This window comes from Gellertiella sp. DMC107, assembly GCF_056313605.1.
In genome coordinates, this window is record NZ_JBQUZZ010000008.1 from 1 (window position 1) to 17,463 (window position 17,463).

At 62.0% G+C, this 17,463-nt stretch carries 17 protein-coding genes; 8 read left to right on the forward strand and 9 right to left on the reverse strand.

From position 1 onward, the window contains the following. Window positions 1-246 precede the first annotated feature (246 nt). The 5 genes from ACT54B_RS20705 to ACT54B_RS20725 form a co-directional block, all read right to left on the reverse strand. Entirely contained in the window at window positions 247-843 is a 597-nt protein-coding gene (locus tag ACT54B_RS20705; RefSeq protein WP_476047761.1) for a hypothetical protein, read from the reverse strand. A gap of 27 nt (window positions 844-870) precedes the next feature. Continuing rightward, a complete protein-coding gene (locus tag ACT54B_RS20710; protein WP_476047763.1) occupies window positions 871-1,185 on the reverse strand; it encodes a PepSY domain-containing protein in 315 nt (104 codons plus the stop codon). A 78-nt stretch (window positions 1,186-1,263) separates the two neighbouring features. Beyond that, window positions 1,264-1,737, reverse strand: a complete 474-nt coding sequence (locus ACT54B_RS20715) for a low affinity iron permease family protein (protein ID WP_476047764.1) — start codon at window positions 1,735-1,737, stop codon at window positions 1,264-1,266. Then, entirely contained in the window at window positions 1,734-2,333 is a 600-nt protein-coding gene (locus ACT54B_RS20720; RefSeq protein WP_476047766.1) for a DNA-3-methyladenine glycosylase, read from the reverse strand. Before ACT54B_RS20720 ends, ACT54B_RS20715 begins: the two co-directional genes overlap by 4 nt. A gap of 18 nt (window positions 2,334-2,351) precedes the next feature. Beyond that, window positions 2,352-2,630 (reverse strand): BON domain-containing protein, encoded by a 279-nt coding sequence (locus ACT54B_RS20725; protein ID WP_476047768.1) that lies wholly within the window; start codon window positions 2,628-2,630, stop codon window positions 2,352-2,354. Between the two features lie 168 nt (window positions 2,631-2,798). Here ACT54B_RS20725 and ACT54B_RS20730 point away from each other — a divergent pair, with 168 nt between their 5' ends. Together ACT54B_RS20730 and ACT54B_RS20735 are read left to right on the forward strand one after the other, a co-directional pair. After that, entirely contained in the window at window positions 2,799-4,079 is a 1,281-nt protein-coding gene (locus ACT54B_RS20730) for an NAD(P)/FAD-dependent oxidoreductase (protein WP_476047770.1), read from the forward strand. Window positions 4,080-4,287: 208 nt separating this feature from the next. Next, entirely contained in the window at window positions 4,288-7,041 is a 2,754-nt protein-coding gene (locus tag ACT54B_RS20735; RefSeq protein WP_476047771.1) for a hybrid sensor histidine kinase/response regulator, read from the forward strand. 61 nt (window positions 7,042-7,102) lie between these two features. Here the strand turns inward: ACT54B_RS20735 and ACT54B_RS20740 are convergent, their stop codons facing one another. Together ACT54B_RS20740 and ACT54B_RS20745 are read right to left on the reverse strand one after the other, a co-directional pair. Then, a complete protein-coding gene (locus ACT54B_RS20740; RefSeq protein ID WP_476047773.1) occupies window positions 7,103-7,678 on the reverse strand; it encodes an RNA polymerase sigma factor in 576 nt (191 codons plus the stop codon). Continuing rightward, a complete protein-coding gene (locus tag ACT54B_RS20745; protein WP_476047775.1) occupies window positions 7,675-7,878 on the reverse strand; it encodes a NepR family anti-sigma factor in 204 nt (67 codons plus the stop codon). Before ACT54B_RS20745 ends, ACT54B_RS20740 begins: the two co-directional genes overlap by 4 nt. 139 nt (window positions 7,879-8,017) lie before the next feature. On the opposite strand from ACT54B_RS20745, the gene ACT54B_RS20750 reads away from it, so the two are divergent. Both ACT54B_RS20750 and ACT54B_RS20755 read left to right on the forward strand, forming a co-directional pair. Continuing rightward, window positions 8,018-8,812 carry a response regulator gene (locus ACT54B_RS20750; protein WP_476047777.1) on the forward strand — a complete coding sequence of 265 codons (795 nt, stop codon included), beginning with the start codon at window positions 8,018-8,020 and terminating at the stop codon, window positions 8,810-8,812. Window positions 8,813-8,856: 44 nt separating this feature from the next. Then, window positions 8,857-9,861: a sensor histidine kinase gene (locus ACT54B_RS20755; RefSeq protein ID WP_476047779.1), complete on the forward strand. Its 1,005-nt coding sequence runs from the start codon at window positions 8,857-8,859 to the stop codon at window positions 9,859-9,861. On the opposite strand, the gene ACT54B_RS20760 is transcribed toward ACT54B_RS20755, so the two are convergent. Beyond that, window positions 9,858-10,637 (reverse strand): DeoR/GlpR family DNA-binding transcription regulator, encoded by a 780-nt coding sequence (locus tag ACT54B_RS20760; RefSeq protein ID WP_476047781.1) that lies wholly within the window; start codon window positions 10,635-10,637, stop codon window positions 9,858-9,860. The two genes, ACT54B_RS20755 and ACT54B_RS20760, sit on opposite strands and share 4 nt — an antisense overlap. Window positions 10,638-10,791: 154 nt before the next feature. Here ACT54B_RS20760 and ACT54B_RS20765 point away from each other — a divergent pair, with 154 nt between their 5' ends. The 3 genes from ACT54B_RS20765 to ACT54B_RS20775 are packed head-to-tail and all read left to right on the forward strand — an operon-like array spanning window position 10,792 to window position 14,841. Continuing rightward, window positions 10,792-12,183, forward strand: coding sequence for an FAD-dependent oxidoreductase (locus ACT54B_RS20765; RefSeq protein WP_476047783.1), 1,392 nt, complete (start codon window positions 10,792-10,794; stop codon window positions 12,181-12,183). Then, a complete protein-coding gene (locus ACT54B_RS20770) occupies window positions 12,180-13,397 on the forward strand; it encodes an NAD(P)/FAD-dependent oxidoreductase (RefSeq protein ID WP_476047785.1) in 1,218 nt (405 codons plus the stop codon). The genes ACT54B_RS20765 and ACT54B_RS20770 overlap by 4 nt, the downstream gene beginning before the upstream one ends. A 19-nt stretch (window positions 13,398-13,416) precedes the next feature. Continuing rightward, window positions 13,417-14,841 carry an FGGY family carbohydrate kinase gene (locus ACT54B_RS20775; protein WP_476047787.1) on the forward strand — a complete coding sequence of 475 codons (1,425 nt, stop codon included), beginning with the start codon at window positions 13,417-13,419 and terminating at the stop codon, window positions 14,839-14,841. A 15-nt stretch (window positions 14,842-14,856) separates the two neighbouring features. Here ACT54B_RS20775 and ACT54B_RS20780 read toward each other — a convergent pair whose 3' ends face one another. Further along, window positions 14,857-15,891, reverse strand: coding sequence for a LacI family DNA-binding transcriptional regulator (locus tag ACT54B_RS20780; RefSeq protein ID WP_476047789.1), 1,035 nt, complete (start codon window positions 15,889-15,891; stop codon window positions 14,857-14,859). Between the two features lie 240 nt (window positions 15,892-16,131). Between ACT54B_RS20780 and ACT54B_RS20785 the strand changes: the two genes are divergently transcribed. Then, entirely contained in the window at window positions 16,132-17,352 is a 1,221-nt protein-coding gene (locus ACT54B_RS20785; RefSeq protein WP_476047791.1) for a TIGR03862 family flavoprotein, read from the forward strand. Window positions 17,353-17,463: the final 111 nt, after the last annotated feature.

Genomic DNA, 17,463 nt, shown 5'->3' on the forward strand with positions numbered 1-17,463 from the left:
AGTGATCGCCTTATAGAACTACCAACCAAAAACAGTCAACACCATTCCGTCAAAAAAATTATATAAATTTGTAAGTGATTGATTTTATTATTTTTATTCGAGGCGCGTTCAAATGGCTCGCCTGGCAAGCCTGTTTATCGATCCTTAAGCATCACCTTTCGCCCTATATATAAGTGACCGTACCCCGTACATGGAAAATGGCGGGTCTTGCGACCCGCCATTCTTATGGGAGTATGCCGTGCAGCTTTACAGTCGGCCCGAAAGTCCGCTGCCCTGATAGCGCCCCGGTGCGGGGTCGTAGGGAACGTTTTCGTCGAAATTGCTCCAGCCGCTTTCGGTATATTCCCGGCGACGCGTGTTCCAGTCGACGCGATGAGCGTCATCCAGGATGCGTGCGGCGCTGGGCGCCATGGCATCATCGACACGGGCCGTCACCAGCGTACCGCCGCGGCGGAGGCTTTCCGCGTAGACATGGGCCTCGTCTTCGGGAACGCCCGCATCGGTCAGCGCACCGATAATGCCACCCGCAGCACCGCCCGCGACTGCACCGGCTGCGAGACCGGTAATCGTCGAGGCGAGCCAGCCGGCAGCCACCACCGGACCGACGCCCGGAATGGAGAGCATGCCAAGGCCGGCCAGAAGGCCGCCCGCGCCGCCGGCAAGAGCGCCGAGCCCTGCACCGGTTTCGGCGCCATCCACGGCGCCGTCACCGTCGCGAACCGTTCCGTCCTCGTCGCGCGACATGATGCTGATCTGGTCGCGGGGAACATTGGCATTCTCAAGCGCACGCACTGCGGCCTGACCATCGGCATAAGTATCGAAAATTCCGGTCACTGTTCTCATGGGAGAACTCCTTTCATGGAAAGAGAATTATTGGGTAACGACATTGCCCTGGTAATCGAGCACCACGTGAACGGAGCTGCCTCCCTTCATCGCCGAGGCATTCCAGAAGCCCTTGTCGTCCAGTTTGAGGTCCTTGATGTCGGTATAGCCGGCATCTGCCATGCGCTCGCGCGCCTGGTCCTCGGTAAAGCTGTTCTGCCCTTCGACAGGTGCATTGGCGTTGTTCGTTTCGGATGTAGAAACGGCAGGCGTTTCGGTTGTATTGGCATCCGAACTGGTCTGCGCCTGAGCGGCGACCGAAGAAAGCAACAACACGCTAGCAAACAGAGGGATATATTTCATATCGGCTAATCCTGATCGGTTGAAACACTTGCCCCCGCCCTATTACAACCAACTGCGGACCATTTATGTTCCAACAATTCACGCTATTTTTGCTGACCGTACCGTTTCTTCGAGACGATCTTCTATTTCCTCGCGCTTTTCCGGGGAGCGGGCATTCTCCGCCGCTTCGAGTTTCGCATCCAGCATGGTGCGCAGGCGCAGCAATTCCGCTTCACCCAAGGCTTCCGCGCCGATGAAGCAGTTTTCGGCTCGCGTATTCGTCAGGATCAGTTCGTCGAGCTTGACCTGAAGGGCCTTTGCATCCCGGTTCTGGGAGTTCTGCAAGACGAAAATCATAAGGAAGGTCACGATGGTGGTCGCTGTATTGACCACCAGCTGCCAGCTTTCCGAATAATCGAGGACCGGCCCGAGCAGAGCCCAGAGCCCTATGCCGGCAACGGCAAGCACGAAGGTAACCGGCTTGCCCGCCCATTCGGATATGGTGTTGGAGAAGATCGCGAAGTAATCCTTGCGCGGCTTGTGGTCGGATTGAAGATCCCGGGACATGGTCATCGGATGGTTCCTTCCAAGGGAGGATGGGGTTGAGAGTTTGGAGGGGGCGGCCTGCTGAGGAAGGCGGAACCGGAAAGGACGAAACGCCAGGGCTTGTCCCGCGCCCGGGAAATGCCGATCCTCGGTCCGGCAACAACCGGTCCGGCCGGTGCGCCCTCCGTGAGGGAAAAGGGTGGGCTGGCCAGCGGCGCTCCGTTGAGAGACCGCCCGACGCCGAGCGCCTGACCCAACCGCCCCGGTCCGCTGCACCAGAGGCGGGGATTGCCCGTCCTTCGGCGTTCCTGCATCCGCTGCTGTCCGTCCGTGGGCATCAGCGCCCGCAAGAGGACGGCGCTCGCTTCCGCACAGACGAAATTGAGGCAGAGGTGAAGGCCGTAACTTCTGTAGACATAGGCAGTTCCGGGTGCGCCGAACATGGCTGCATTGGTCTTTCCCGGCCCGCGGAAACTGTGTGACGCCTCGTCATCCCGGGCATAGGCCTCCGTTTCGACGATCACGCCGCCCACGCCCTCCAGAAGCAAGGTCCAGCCAATCAGTCTCGCCGCGACCTCAGGAGCAGGGCGATCGAAACGGTGTTGAAGCGATGCGAGGCACACGGCCAACCATCCTTGCCCTCAGGCCGTACTCAGCCGGTTGTCGACAGGCACACCCGGGAAGGCATGCAGGATGGCCTCTTCGGCCTTCAGGCGCTCCGCCTCCGAGGCAGCAAAGCCTCCGAGGATGGCTTTTCCATCCCCGACCACAACCGACATTTGCGTGACGTCAAGCCCGGCGAGACTGGAAAGAAAATCCGCAATGCGCGCCTCGAGATCGGCCTGAAAGCTGAGATCGCCCGCCCGAAGCGCTTCGTCCGAGGGATCCGTTTGATGAAAGCGGCGTTCCTTGAAGATCATGGGAGCCTCCCTTTCCGGAAACTGGTTCGCTTCTCAACGTCAAGGCTCGCTCACGGGTTCCGTTTCCGCTTTTTTGCCCGTTCCGGCATTCCCGCTGGAACCGATCGGGTCATGGGACGTTCACGCTTGTGCGCCGCTGTGTCGTGCGCCAAGCGGGAGGGAACAGCCATGAGACAGCCTTGGAACAGTGCGGCCGATCTGGAAAAGGCAGTTCTTGCAGGGCTGGATGCCAGCCACGGATACTGGAACGCCCTCCCCCACAGCACGCTCCCCGTCACCCGCGGCCCGCTGCAACGCTCCTACGATATTGTCGTTGTCGGCGCCGGCCTCACGGGCGCCCTGGTCGCCGAGGCGTTGAGCAGCACCGGCCGCTCCCTGCTGGTCATCGATCGGCGTCTGCCCTTTTCGGGAGGAACGGCAGCCAGTTCCGCCATCCTGCAGCCCGGATTTGAGATCGGACTGGCTGGTTTGTCGGACGCCGTCACTCCTGACGTGGCTGAGCATTTATGGCATCGTTCCGACCATGCCGTGGAACAACTGCTGGGGCTCGTCGCGCGGCTGGGCATCGAATGCGGCCTGGAGCGCAAGCGGAGCCTGGTGCTGACTGGCGAAAACCAGACTGCCCACCTGCTCGAAAGGGAAGCGGAAACCCGCAACCAGTGCGGCATCCGAACCCAGTTCGTCAGCAGGGATCAGCTGATCGCCCAGTTCGGGATAGACAGGGCCGGCGCGCTGAGTTCACCCGTCGCAGCCACGCTCAATCCCGTACAGCTGGCCGCCGGTCTTCTGGCGCATGCTGCGCGCCGGGGCGCGGAAATCGTCAGCAATGTCGAGGTGCTGGATTCCCGGCAAAGTGGCGGACGCGCGCATCTCCTGACCTCCGAAGGCGATTTTCTGAGCGCCGGGCATGTGATTTTCTGCACCGGCTGCGAAACGCCCGACTGTGTTCCCTCGGAACCCGGCGCGCTCCAGTCGGTTGTCGCCATTGCCAGCAAGCCGGGCCTGGTCCCCTCGTCCTGGCTCACCCGCCATGTGGTCCGCGTCCATTCCGAGGACATGCTCAATCTGCGCACCACGACCGATGGCCGGATCATTGCCCACTGCCTCGCGCCACCGGAAGACGAGGGCAACTGGCAGTCGCCCCTGTCCGCGTTCGGACGGTTCCAGAAGCTCGCCGAAAAGGTTTCCCGGCTGATCGGTCTGGAGATCGGGGAACCGGACTATTGCTGGTCCGGTTCGATTTCCACGTCGCCGCTCGGCTTGCCGGTCATCGCTCGCCTTCCTGACCAGCATCAGGCCCATGCCATACTCGGCTATGGCGCCAATGGCATGAGCTTTTGCCAGATTGCCGCCGACATCGTGCGTGCAGCCGTCGAGGGCCGGCAGGACCCCGATGCAGACCTCTTCCGATTTCCCGACCGCAGCCACCAGCAACCGCTGTCAGCCTGACCGGGCACCGATTGTCGACCAGATCGAACAGAAAGCAGATTAGATGACCCTCGCCGCAGATCGGCCCGACGCGAACAGACCGGAAAGCAATACGATCTCAGAACAGCCTGACCCACAACCGGGGCACTCGTCCCGTATAATCCCGGAAGAAAGCTGCCCGCCCACTCTCTTTCACGCGATGAATCTGGCCTCCGACTCTGCACTTCCGATGCTTGTGCTGTGGGGCAGCCGTGGGCAGGCCTTTTACAACGATGCCTTCGCACCGCTGGCCGGCGACCTTCATCCACGCCTGTTCGGCGAGCCGATCGGTGCTTTTCCGCAGACCTTTTGCCAACTGCATCGATCGGCGCTCGATGCGGTCCTGGCCGGTGAAAGGGTGCATCTCAGCGATCAATCCGTCCGGCTGCGGGAGAATGGACAGTTTCGCGATGTGTGGCTGAATCTCGACTACAGCCCCCTGAAGCACGCGAATGGCGAGATTGGCGGGGCCTTGTGCATCGTCATGGAAACGACGGCTTACAAACGGGCCGAACAGGAAATTCTCCACAACGAGAACCGCTGGAAAACACTTTTCGAACAGATGAAGGAAGGTTTTTTCATCGGCGATCCCGTGATGGGCGCCGACGGAACCATCCGCGATTTTCAGGTGATGGAATTCAACGCAGCCCTTCTGAAGCATCTGAACCACCCGGCCGAACGAATGGCCGGGCAGAGCCTTCGGAGCCTGGTGCCCGATCTGGACGAGGCGGTCATCGAGGCGCTTCAACGCACCATGGCAAGCGGCGCACCGGCGGAATTCGAGTTGTGCCTCGGCAGGCCGTTCGAGCGATGGTACGAAGCCCGCGCGCAACGGGTTTCCGGCAACCGGATCGGCGTGCTTCTGCTCGACGTCACCCTGCGCAAGCAGGCAGAACGATCCATTTCGGAAAGCGAGGCCAAATTCCGGCTGCTTGCGCAGTCCATGCCGAACCATGTCTGGACGGCAAGGGCCAATGGCCATCTCGACTGGTTCAACGAGCGGGTCTACGACTATGGCGGTCTTCAGCGCGGCGCGCTCGATGGCGAGAACTGGGTCCGGATGATCCATCCCGACGACTTGCCGCGAATCCAGGAAGCCTGGCAGGCCGCTGTCGCAAACGGACATCTCTACAAGGCCGAGTTTCGCCTGCGTCGGCGCGATGGTGTCTATCGCTGGCATATCGTGCGAGCGGTGCCGGTGCGCAACAAGGCCGGCGATATCAAGCGCTGGATCGGGACGAACACCGATATCGACGATCAGAAAAGTGCGGAAGCGGCTCTTGCAGATCTGGCCGCCAACCTGGAACAGAGGGTCGAGGCCCGCACGGCAGAACTCGTGCGCATGCAGGATGCCTTGCGCCAGAGCCAGAAGATGGAGGCCATCGGCAATCTGACGGGCGGGATTGCCCATGACTTCAACAATCTGCTTCAGGTCATCAGTGGAAACCTGCATCTGATTGCCAAGGACATGGTCAGCAACCCTGTTCTGGAAGCACGACTGCAAAATGCCATCAAGGGCGTGACCCGTGGCGCCAAGCTGGCCTCCCAGCTGCTGGCCTTCGGTCGCCGCCAACCCCTCATGCCGCGCGTTCTGCATATCGGACGACTGATCCGCAATATGGATGACATCCTGCACCGGGCGCTCGGCGAAGCGATTTCCGTGGAGACGCGCATCGACGATGACCTCTGGAATACGGAAATCGATCCGGGCAACCTGGAAAATGCCATTCTCAACCTGGCTATCAATGCCCGGGATGCCATGGACGGCAGCGGCCGGGTGACGATAGAAGTGCGCAATGTTTCCATCCCCGGACATGTCTCGCGCAATGGCATGGATCTGTCCGCCGGCGACTATGTGATGGTGGCCGTGGAAGACAGCGGTTGCGGAATGAGCAGCGATCTGCTGGACAAGGTTTTCGAGCCCTTCTTCACCACCAAACCCGAAGGAAAGGGAACCGGCCTGGGCCTGTCCATGGTCTATGGTTTCGTCAAGCAATCCGGAGGGCACGTGATCATCGACAGCCAGATCGACAGGGGCACGACGATCCGGCTCTACCTGCCCCGCTCAACCGCATCGCAGGATCAGGATCAGGTGCCGGAGGAAGAACAGCTGCCGGTCAGCGGCGGTTGCGAAACCATTCTGGTAGCGGAAGACGACGAGGCCGTCCGGGAAACCGTAGCCGCCATTCTCTCTGACCTCGGATATCGTGTCCTCAGGGCAAGGGACGGAGCAACCGCCCTCACCGTCATCGACAGCGGAGCACCGGTCGACCTTCTATTTGCCGACATGATCATGCCCGGTCAGCTGAAGAGCACGGATCTGATCCGGCGGGCCCGCGACATGCGGCCGGCGCTTGGCATCCTTCTCACATCCGGTTATGCCGGCCCGGACGAGCCGGAAATCGAGCAAAGCGGGATCGAATTGCTGCAGAAGCCCTATTCTCGCGAAGCGCTCGCCAACAAGGTGCGCAAGGCGCTGGATCACATGAAGGGCCAGCAGGAGGCATCCGCCGTTGCGGGGGACGGAACCGCTGCGCTCCTAGCTCCCGTGCCGGCATCCGCTCCGTCCGCAAGCGACCAGCCGCAGGGACACCTGCACGGAAGGCCCGTGGTGCTTTTATGCGAGGACGATTACCTGATCCGTCTGACGACTGCGGAAATCCTGGAGGACGAGAATTTTCTGGTCATCGAAGCCGGAACCGGCGCAGAAGCGCTGGCCTCCATCGAAACCTCGCGCATCGACGTGCTGATCACGGACTTTGGCTTGCCGGACATGACCGGCATCGATCTTCTGCACCGGGCCCGCGAACTGCGTCCCGATCTGCCGGCGCTGATCGCGACAGGGCACGTGGACATTGGCGAACTCCCTCCCGGCAAGACCGAACAGCTGACGAAGCCTTTCGACGACAGCCTTCTGATGGCGGCCCTGAAACGCCTCCTGTAATCTATCGGGGAAAGACACCTCCAAAAAAAGAAGCCGGGCTTTTGACCCGGCTTCTTCATGATCAGAGCGGTGAGCTCGAAACGGGCCTTGCCGTGACGGCCGTTGCCGCGGCGTCGGGCCCGTAATCCGCTTCTCCGGTAATGCCGAGCAACTCCTGCAGGCGCTGGCGCGCCCGGCTGACCCGGCTCTTGATGGTGCCGACCGCGCAATTGCAGATCTCGGCAGCCTCCTCATAGGAAAAGCCGGAGGCGCCGACGAGGATGATGGCTTCGCGCTGATCCGGCGGCAGGCGGTTCAATGCCATGCGGAAATCCTGAAGATCGAGGGCGCCGTGCTGCGCGGGATGAACGGAAAGACGTTCTGTCAGGATCCCGTCGCTGTCCTGCACCTCGCGACCGTTCTTGCGCATCTGGCTGTAGAAGCTGTTCAGCAGGATCTTGATCAGCCAGGCCTTGATGTTGGTACCGATCTCGAAACTGTCCTGTTTGGCCCAGGCCTTCATGATCGTGTCCTGCACGAGGTCGTCGGCCCGATCATGGCGTCCGACGAGGGAAACCGCAAAGGCGCGCAGGTTCGGCAGGGCTGCCAGAAGCTCGCGCTTGAAACGACGCTGGTCGGATTCAATCTTTTCGTTCATGGGGTTTCGTCCGCCTTGGCAGAGCTTTCCGCCATGTCCAGTTTCTCGAGAAGGTCCAGAAAACGGTCGGGAATGGCCTCGTTCTGGACGCTGTCGTACAACTCCCGCAGGACACGGGACACGAGCGAATTTGGATCTATGACACTGGATTCCGCGCCGGCTTGTACATTTTCCGCAGCCTCATTGTGTTTTTCGTGCATGATGGATGGCGACCTGTTTTGATTAGTTGGCGGGTAAATGCGGAGCGCGCAGAAAAAGTTCCAAGCGAAAGGAACTTTATTTCCGCAGATGCGTTTTGTGGAGCGTCGGGGTCGTCCGACACAACTGGAAAGCTAAAAAATGTCTCTATCGGTTCGCATCGCAGCCCATCTACCACTCCTTCGTCGTTATGCCCGCAGTGTAAGCGGTTCCCAGACATCAGGTGATGCCTATGTCGCCGCGACGCTTGAGGCGCTGATCGCCGACATCAAGATTTTCCCGAAATCCTCCAGCGACCGCGTCTCGCTCTATCAACTCTTCGCAACCATATTCGGTTCCGCTGAAGTAAGAATCCCGGCCACGGATTCTCCCTTTGCGTGGGAGCAGCGCGCCGCCGCCAACCTGTCCGCCCTTCCGACCCGGGCAAAGCAGGCCTTCCTTTTGACCACCGTCGAAGGATTCTCCCTGTCGGAAACCGCCGAAATCCTTCAGGTCACGGAAGATGACGTGAAGCTGCTTCTCGACCAGGCGTCGCGCGAGATTTCCGAACAAATCGCCACCGATATCATGATCATCGAGGACGAACCCCTGATCGCGATGGATATCGAGCAGATGCTGCACGAGCTGGGACATTTCGTTACCGGCATTGCCCGAACCCACCGCGAGGCAGTCGAACTCTTCCACAAGACCCGCCCGAAAATGGTGCTGGCCGACATTCAGCTGGCTGATGGCAGCTCGGGTCTGGACGCCATTTCCGACATTCTGAACGAGGCGAGCATTCCGGTGATCTTCATCACCGCATTCCCGGAACGTCTGCTGACAGGCGAACGCCCGGAACCCACCTTCCTCGTGACCAAACCCTTCAACCCCGACGTGGTGAAGGCGATGATCAGTCAGGCCCTGTTCTTCAACGCAAGCGTATCGAACCCCGCCTGACGGCCCTGGAGCAGAAGGGGCTCTGCAAAGGAATGGCTTCTTAGATGTCACGAGCACTTTGGCTTCAGCCCGTACCTGGCGGCGCGGGCCGAAACAGCTTGCTGGCCCTGGCGCTGTCCGGGTCAGCAAGCTGCATTCTCCTGCAGGATGCGGGATGGACCTATACTTTGATTGCGAATTTGCCCGATTGCTGGCAACGGGACCTGCCCGAGGAGGGAGTGCGGACCGATCTGACCCTCTTCGGAGCGGACATAGCCGGAAAACTGGCCGATCTGAAACGCAATGTTGAATCGTCCGGTGTCGAACGAAGCCTGGAAGTGGAAGTGGACGAGCAGGTCTTCCGCTTCACGCTCAGCCGCGTCTCGGATGAGGCGGGCGTCCTCTTCTATCGTACACGCATCGACGAAATTACCGACGCGCGCAACAGCGAGCAGATGCTGCACTCGCTTCAGCGGGAGGGCAGCCACCGCTCGAAAAACATGCTGGCGGTCATACAAAGCATCGCCTCGCAGACCGCCCGCCATTCCACCTCCCTCCAGGAATTCCTGAAGAAGTTCCGGGACAGATTGCTCTCGCTTTCTCAATCGCAGGACCTGATTACGGGTTCGCGCTGGCGCGGTGCCCATTTTTTCGACCTCGTCTATCAGCAGTCGAAACACCTCTCGCCAGAGAATCGCAGGCTGCTGCACATCGAAGGGGACAATGTCTTCCTCACGCCGAATGCCGCCATGCATCTCGGCCTTGCCATGCATGAACTGATGACCAATGCGACCAATCACGGCACGGTCTTCGACACACGGTCCGAGCCGATCATGATCGCTTGCACGCGAATCCACGAGGCAGAAAGCGAAGCCATCCGTTTCGAGTGGCGCGAGCCGCTGGCGCCGCATTTGCGCCAGGCCTTGGGAATGGGTCGGCCGCAGAAGCATTTCGGCAGCACGGTTCTGGAACATGTCGTGCCTGCTTCTGTCGGCGGAGAAGCGGATTACCGGCAGTCGGAAACGGATATAACCTATATCCTTACCTTTCCTCTCGAGCAGAACGGCTAGAGCGAGGCCAGCACGATCTCGACCTCGGCAGCGTCGAGAGCATCGGCGAGCGACCCTTCCGGGACCCTGTCCGTCACCAGCACATCGATGGACGCCAGATCGACCGCGAGGTAAGGCGCACTGCGATAGAACTTGTCTCCATGGGCGAGCACGACAACCCAATGGGCTTGACGCGCCATGGCGCGCGCAATGTCCGCTTCCGCCGCATCATAGTCATGGGCGCCCTTTTCCGTCAGCCCGCCGATGGTCAGCACCGCATGCGTGACCTGGTAGAGCCCGATTTGCTCGATGGTGACGGCGCCGATTGTTTCGGCTCCATCGCTCCGGAAGTCTCCTCCGAGCTGGATGACCCGCTGATCCGTGCCTCGCGCCGCATGAGCAGCAATCAGGCCGGAATTGGTAATGACCGTAAGCCCGCTCTTCGTCGCCAACTCCTCGGCAAACAGGAGCGTGGTGCTACCCGTATCGATGAACAGGGTATCGCCGGCCTGAAACATCGGCGCCGCCGCCCGGGCAATCGAACGCTTTGCCTCCGCCCCCTCGTTCAAGCGTGCCTTGAACGGGCTTTCCGAACCGAACTGATAGACGGGCGGCTCCGGTGCGATCGCACCGCCATGGACCTTTCGGAGCGCACGCGCCGCTTCGAGTTCGGTCAGATCGCGACGGATGGTTTCCCGGGACGCTCCCAGGGCGTCGGCAAGCGCGTTGACGCTCACCCTTCCTTCCCGCCTGACGAGATCCAGAATGGCGGCGCGCCGCATCTCCGGCTGCATCATGGTGCAGATACCTGACTTGTTGGTTGTAGTCTTCGTAGCATGCCTCCGTATCGAAGACCAAGTCCAGTTGAAATTTGACCGATCGGTCGTCATGGTTGACTGATCGGTCACAAATGCCCATGGTGAAGTCCGGGCTCTCACGGACACAGCGGTCATGGCGGCAGATATTCTCATCATCGGGGCAGGCGTGGTTGGCTGTGCGGCAGCCCGTCGTTTCGCGCTGGAAGGCGCGCGGGTGGTGCTGCTCGAAAAGGGCGCTGACATTCTGTCCGGTGCCAGCAAGGCCAACAGCGCCATCCTGCATACGGGTTTCGATGCGCCTACGGGCAGCCTGGAACTCCAGTGCATGCAAGCGGGATATGCCGAGTACCTCGATATCCGCGACCGTTTCAATTTGCCGCTGCTTGAAACCGGTGCCATGGTGGTCGCCTGGAACGAGACCGAGCAGGCCGCGCTGGACGGCATTGCCGAACAGGCCGTTGCCAATGGTGTGACAAATGTGAAGCGCCTTGGCCCTGCAGAGATCCGGGCACTGGAACCGCATCTGTCCCCGGCCGCGCTGGATGCCGTGCAGGTGCCGGGCGAGCATGTCATCGATCCCTGGTCGCCCTTCCTCGCCTACATGATGCAGGCAAAGGCCCTCGGCGCCGGGTTCCACTTTCAAACGGAAGTCACAGGCGGGCATTTCGATGGCGAGTGGTGGACCGTCGAGACCACGAAAGGCACCCATCGGGCCCGCGCGATCATCAACTGCGCCGGCCTGTTCGGCGACCACATGGAGGAGCGCCTGCTCGGCGAGGCGCATTTTTCCATTCATCCCCGCAAGGGTCAGTTCGTCGTCTTCGACAAGTGGGCGACAGCCCTCCTGAACACCATCATCCTGCCGGTGCCGAACGAGCGCACCAAAGGGGTCGTGCTCTGCCGCACCGCTTTCGGCAACCTGCTGGTTGGCCCCACCGCCGAGGAACAGGACGATCGAAACCGGGCCACCACGCAGGAGGCAACGCTGAAAGCGTTGCTCGAAAAGGCTGCCGAACTGGTTCCGGCCCTCAAGGGCATGCCGGTCACCGCCACCTATGCTGGCCTGAGGCCCGCATCGGATAAGAAGCAGTATCGCATCCGGGTCGAAGCGGAGCGAAACTGGATCACGCTGGGTGGTATCCGCTCCACGGGACTCACCGCATCGCTCGGCATTGCCGCCCATGCGGTCGAGCTCTACCGCCAGCTCCGCGCGCATGGCGAAAAGCCGCTCGACCCGGTCCGCGACGTCCCCCATGTGACGGTGCCCAACCTGGCCGAACATCGGCCAAGAGACTGGGCGTCGCCCGGTCATGGCGGCATCGTCTGTCACTGCGAAATGGTGACCCGGCGGGAAATCGAGCAGGCCCTGAACAGCCCGCTGCCCCCCGGCGACTATGGCGGCTTGCGACGCCGCACCCGCTGCGGCATAGGGCGGTGCCAGGGTTTCAACTGCCAGGCACGGGTGGCGACGCTGAGCGAGCCTTACCTGCGCATCCCCCTTCCCATCGGAGCGGAGCCCGAATGATGGAAAGATCCGTCGACATCGCCATCATCGGAGGCGGCCCTGCCGGCCTCTCCGCAGCAGCCGAATTGAAAAGAGCGGGGATGGGAACCGTCGTGATACTGGAGCGGGAGGGCACGGCGGGTGGCATTCCTCGACACTGCGGCCACCCTCCTTTCGGATTGCGGGAATTCGGACGTCTGCTGACCGGTCCTTCCTATGCGCGACGCCTGGTTGACACCGCAGCCGGTCTGGGCGCCGAAATCCGGTGCGACACCTCCGTGGTCGACATGAAGGCGCAGGAAGGCAATCTCGTCCTTTCGACGACGACACCGTCCGGCCTCGCGCAGATCAGGGCGCGGCGTGTGCTCATCGCCACGGGTACCCGTGAGGCCCCTCGCTCGGCCCGCCTCCTGTCGGGGGAGCGTCCACTGGGCGTGATCAATACCGGCGCGCTGCAGGCCTATGCCTATCTGGAGGGCCGCTCGCCTTTCCGTCGCCCGCTGATTGTCGGCACGGAGCTGGTGTCGCTGTCAGCCATCCTGACCTGCCGGTCGATGGGGATCCATCCGGTCGCCATGATTGAGGAACAGAACGAGGTTCTCGCCCGCAAGGGCTATTTTCTCTATCCCTGGCTTCTGGGCATGCCGGTGATGACCGGGACCCGGATCGTGGATATTGCCGGCAACCCGCGAGTCGAGCATGTGGTGATCGAGTCCGCAGGAAAACGGCAAATGATTGCCTGCGACGGGGTCATCCTGAGCGGACGCTTCACGGCGGAAAACCATCTGGCGCGGCAATCGGGGCTGGAGCTCGATCCCCTGACGGGTGGCCCCGCCGTCGACGATCAGGGGCGCACAAGCATGCCCGGCGTATATGCGGCAGGCAATCTCCTGCGCCCGGTGGAGACTGCGGGCTGGTGTTTCCGGGAAGGTCGGCGCATTGCAAGGGCGATGGTGGAGGATTTCGGGCTGAACCCTCCGCCGATCCGCGAAGGAGCGGCCATATCGGTCGGCCCCGGCATCCGTTATGTGATGCCGCAACGGCTGACGGGCAGAGGTCTGGAGCAGATACAGCTCCGGCTGGAAAAGCCGTTCCACGGCTGGCTGGTCGCGCGGGACGGTGGCGGAAAGATCCTTTCCCGCACACGCCTGAAAAGCCGGCCGGAACGGCGAATCCTGTTGCAGGCGGGCCCGCTGGCGGGAGCCGATACCATTCGCCTCACGCTTGAGAACTGAGGAAAGCCGGGAGAAGACCATGCGCATAGCGGCCATTGATCAGGGAACCACATCCACCCGCGTGCTGGTTGCCGACGACAGCGGAAACGCGGCCATCCGGCACGCAGCACGCCATCGTCAGATCCATCCGCGGGACGGATGGGTCGAACATGATCCCGAGGAACTGCTGCGGAACATCCGCGAATGCCTGATGGTTGCGGATACCGTGGATGCGATCGGCATCGACAACCAGGGCGAATCCTGCCTAGCCTGGGACGCCGTCACGGGTACGGCGCTTTCCCCCGTCATCGTATGGCAGGACAACCGGACCGCCGATCGCATCAACGCGCTTGAGGCGGAGGGCGCAGCATCCCTGACGCTGGAGCGGGCAGGCCTGCCGCTGGATGCCTATTTTTCCGCCTCGAAGCTCGCCTGGATCCTCCGGCACTGCCCCGAGGCCGAACATGCCCACCGAAAGGGGCGACTTCGCCTCGGCACGACGGATGCCTTTTTCCTGGACCGTCTCGCCGGCTGCTTTGCAACCGACCTGACCACGGCCTCCCGGACCTCCCTCCTCAACCTGCAAACCGGGCAATGGGATCCTGAATTATGCGCCGTTTTCGGGGTCCCCATCGAATGCCTGCCGGAGATCAGGCCCACATCCGGCCATTTCGGTGACATTGGCGGCATTCCCGTGACCGCCAGCGTGGTCGACCAGCAGGCTGCTCTCTACGGCCACGGCTGCCGGCAGAAGGGGGACGCAAAGATCACTTTCGGGACGGGAGCTTTCGCGCTCGCGGTGACCGGCGAGCAGATCGTCCGGGCGCCGGAAAAAGGCTTGCTGCCCACCATTGCCTGGGGCCGAAACGCCGGGACCGCCTATGCGCTCGACGGCGGCGTCTACGATGCGGGATCTGCGGTCGAATGGGCCCAGCGGATCGGGCTGGTCGGGGATCTCGCCGAGCTCGACCGGTTCGAGGGCTCGTCCGCCCTTTCACGCGGCCTGACCTTCGTCCCCGCACTTTCCGGTCTCGCTTGCCCCCACTGGGACCGGAGCGCCGCAGCCCTGTTCATCGGCATGTCCGGAGCGACGACCCGGCAGGATCTGCAGCAGGCCTTGCTTGAGGGCATTGCTCTTCGGACCGCGGAGGTCATCGAGGCCATGGCGGCTGAAATTCCGATCGGCGAAAGCATTTCTGTCGATGGCGGCCTGACCCGGAGCCACTACTTCGTGCAATTCCTGGCCGATCAGCTCCAGCGGAGCGTAGTCCTCTCCACCTTCGACGAGCGGACGGCACTCGGCACGGCGCAACTCGCGGCAGACGGGCGGGGGCACGACCTGCCCTCACCCGCCGGCATGGGTGTATCCCGCCACGATCCGCGCAGCATAAACCGGGCCCTCGACCGGCAGCGCTTCGGCGATGCCGTCGCCCGCACCCGGGGCTGGCGAGCCTTCAACGGCTGACCGGAAACAGCGGGATCACCGTTGCAAACGATCATCCGAACGCTCGAGAAATTCCGGCATCAGCAAGCTTTGCAGGTTTTCCACGGGCTCTCCTTCCATTCGCCGAAGGATGAACTGGCCAAGCAGGGCGCTCGGAATGCTGATGGGCATGAAATAGGTCGTGATCGGCGGCGCGAAATAGCCGCTGATGTTGAGATCGTCCGTGGCATTGATGACCGCGTCGCGACCATGCACGAGCCCGCGCGCGTGAAAGCCCGAAAGCGCCCCCAGCGCGGATGACTCATTGGCGCAGATATAGGCGGTTGGCGGATCGGACAAAGCCGACATGGCTATGACATGCTCGCGTCCGATGGAGGGAATGAGCCGCCCCTCGGCCACCAGATCCGGATCATAGGGAAGACCCGCCATTTCGAGGGCGTCCCGATAGGCAGCCAGCCGGATGATGGCATAGGTAAGCTCCGGAGCCGGATTGATCAGGGCAATGCGCCGATGCCCTCGTTCCACCAGCCGCTGCACAGCCGCAAGGATCATCTGACGGTTGTCCTGGTCCACAAAGGCGTGGGGGGCGTTGTTCAGCGTCATGCCATAGGTGACGAAGGGAAAATCCGCCTCCTGCATGAAGCGCACGCGCGGATCGTCGGCCCGCGTCCCCGACACGATGATGCCGTCCGCCTTGCGCATCGTCACGATTTGCCGGACCGCAGCCTGGCTTTCCTCGAAATTGCGGACCGGATGCAAGGCGACCCGATAGGGCGTGTTGTCCAGCGCGAAGGATATGCCGCTGAGGAGCTGGGCGTATTCGACGCCTTCCCATTCGCTTTGCCCCGCGGCGGGAGCCGTCATCACGGCAGCCACCTGATAGGTCTTGCCCGTCCGCAACTGAACACCGTGCAGGTTCAGCTCATAGCCGACCCGCGCCGCGGATTTCAGCACGAGTTCGCGGGTTTCCGGCCGGACCTGAGGGGAATTGTTGAGCGCCTTCGAGACGGTGGCGATGGAAAGCCCCGTATCCTGCGCGATGGTCTTGATGGTCGGACGCTGTGTGGTCATTCGCTCGCTGTCCCGCAGACGGATTGTCTGCATTTTCATATAAAGCACGGACTAAAGAAGGCTATGAAAATCAATCCGCTTCGAGCCTGTTCAAGGCGGTCGGCGCTCACCTGACACCCGTCTACAACAGAGTAAGCATTCCGGAACGAAAGAAATGCTGCGGTCGGATCGCCCAAGATGAACCTTCAGACAGTTCCCGTTAGTATGGGAGCCGATGATTCTTGCAACGCAGCGGTTAAAATGACGGACACGGCCCGGAAACACATCTGCATTTTTGGCGGCGGTCCTGCGGGGCTCATGGCCGCTGACCACCTGTCCGCATCGGGCCTCTCCGTGACCCTTTTCGAGGCTATGCCCACCGTCGGGCGCAAGTTTCTGCTGGCAGGGAAGTCGGGCCTCAACCTTACGCATACCGAAGAACTGGAAGCCTTCATCGGCCGCTATGGCGAGGCCCGTGCGGTGCTGGAGGAGGCGGTCCGACGCATGGCGCCGCAGCGCATCCGCACCTGGGCCGACGGTCTGGGAGCGGAAACCTTCGTCGGAAGCTCCGGCCGCGTCTTCCCCCGTGTCATGAAGGCCTCGCCCCTGCTCCGGGCGTGGCTACGCAAGCTTGAAAGCCAGGGCGTGCGCATTCAGGTTCGCCATCGCTGGATGGACGTCACGTCCGACGGCACGCACCGCCTTCAAGGCCCGAACGGTATCGTCGAGGTCAGGCCGGATGCGGCGCTCATCGCCTTCGGCGGCGGCAGTTGGCCGAGGCTTGGCTCCGATGGGGGGTGGATGGACGCCCTCCGGGCCCTGGGCGTGGAAGTCCGGCCCTTCAAACCGGCCAATTGCGGTTTCGAACGGGAGTGGTCTGCAGCCTTCCGCGAAAAATTTGCCGGAGCACCGGTAAAGTCGGTGATTGCCCACAGCCCCGGGGGATCGCGACAGGGCGAATTCGTCATCACGGCGTCCGGTATGGAAGGCAGTCTCGTCTACGCTCATGCTGCATCCCTGCGCGAGGGTATCGAGCGAGAAGGTAAGGCTACGCTAACGCTGGATCTGGCCCCCGGCCGTGACCGCCTGCGTCTCGTGCGCGACCTGGAGCGGCAGCACGCACGGCTTTCCCTGCCGAACCGTTTGCGGCGCGGCGCAGGCCTCGATCCGGTCAAGACCGCACTGGTGCGGGAGATTTGCCCTGACGCGTCCCGCCTTTCGCCACAGGAGCTTGCCCTGTGCATCAAGGCCTTGCCGGTGACGCTGGACCGTCCCACGCCGCTGGAAGAGGCCATTTCCTCGGCTGGCGGCATTGTCTGGGACGAAATCGATGCAGGGTACATGTTGAAGAAGGTGCCCGGCCTTTTCGTCGCCGGCGAGATGATCGACTGGGAAGCCCCGACAGGCGGCTATTTGCTGACCGCCTGCCTGGCGACCGGGGATGCGGCCGCCGCAGGGATTGAAAATTACCTGTCCCGCTGAAGCAGCCAGGAAAACCGGTACGAGGCCAAATTGGTGCGCTTCGCCGTGGGCGCGGCCTGTGACGCAGAAAATCTGCGCGGTCCCTTTCCTTTTGCCTTGAGATAGCGGAGA

Excerpts from the sequence above, each read along its gene's own strand:
- ACT54B_RS20755 (WP_476047779.1), top strand. The coding sequence starts at position 8,857 with ATGTCACGAGCACTTTGGCTTCAGCCCGTACCTGGCGGCGCGGGCCGA.
- ACT54B_RS20775 (WP_476047787.1), top strand. The coding sequence starts at position 13,417 with ATGCGCATAGCGGCCATTGATCAGGGAACCACATCCACCCGCGTGCTG.
- ACT54B_RS20780 (WP_476047789.1), bottom strand. The coding sequence starts at position 15,891 with ATGACCACACAGCGTCCGACCATCAAGACCATCGCGCAGGATACGGGG.
- ACT54B_RS20710 (WP_476047763.1), bottom strand. The coding sequence starts at position 1,185 with ATGAAATATATCCCTCTGTTTGCTAGCGTGTTGTTGCTTTCTTCGGTC.
- ACT54B_RS20715 (WP_476047764.1), bottom strand. The coding sequence starts at position 1,737 with ATGACCATGTCCCGGGATCTTCAATCCGACCACAAGCCGCGCAAGGAT.
- ACT54B_RS20730 (WP_476047770.1), top strand. The coding sequence starts at position 2,799 with ATGAGACAGCCTTGGAACAGTGCGGCCGATCTGGAAAAGGCAGTTCTT.
- ACT54B_RS20705 (WP_476047761.1), bottom strand. The coding sequence starts at position 843 with ATGAGAACAGTGACCGGAATTTTCGATACTTATGCCGATGGTCAGGCC.
- ACT54B_RS20745 (WP_476047775.1), bottom strand. The coding sequence starts at position 7,878 with ATGCACGAAAAACACAATGAGGCTGCGGAAAATGTACAAGCCGGCGCG.
- ACT54B_RS20725 (WP_476047768.1), bottom strand. The coding sequence starts at position 2,630 with ATGATCTTCAAGGAACGCCGCTTTCATCAAACGGATCCCTCGGACGAA.
- ACT54B_RS20735 (WP_476047771.1), top strand. The coding sequence starts at position 4,288 with ATGCTTGTGCTGTGGGGCAGCCGTGGGCAGGCCTTTTACAACGATGCC.
- ACT54B_RS20740 (WP_476047773.1), bottom strand. The coding sequence starts at position 7,678 with ATGAACGAAAAGATTGAATCCGACCAGCGTCGTTTCAAGCGCGAGCTT.
- ACT54B_RS20760 (WP_476047781.1), bottom strand. The coding sequence starts at position 10,637 with ATGATGCAGCCGGAGATGCGGCGCGCCGCCATTCTGGATCTCGTCAGG.
- ACT54B_RS20785 (WP_476047791.1), top strand. The coding sequence starts at position 16,132 with ATGACGGACACGGCCCGGAAACACATCTGCATTTTTGGCGGCGGTCCT.
- ACT54B_RS20765 (WP_476047783.1), top strand. The coding sequence starts at position 10,792 with ATGGCGGCAGATATTCTCATCATCGGGGCAGGCGTGGTTGGCTGTGCG.
- ACT54B_RS20770 (WP_476047785.1), top strand. The coding sequence starts at position 12,180 with ATGATGGAAAGATCCGTCGACATCGCCATCATCGGAGGCGGCCCTGCC.
- ACT54B_RS20750 (WP_476047777.1), top strand. The coding sequence starts at position 8,018 with ATGTCTCTATCGGTTCGCATCGCAGCCCATCTACCACTCCTTCGTCGT.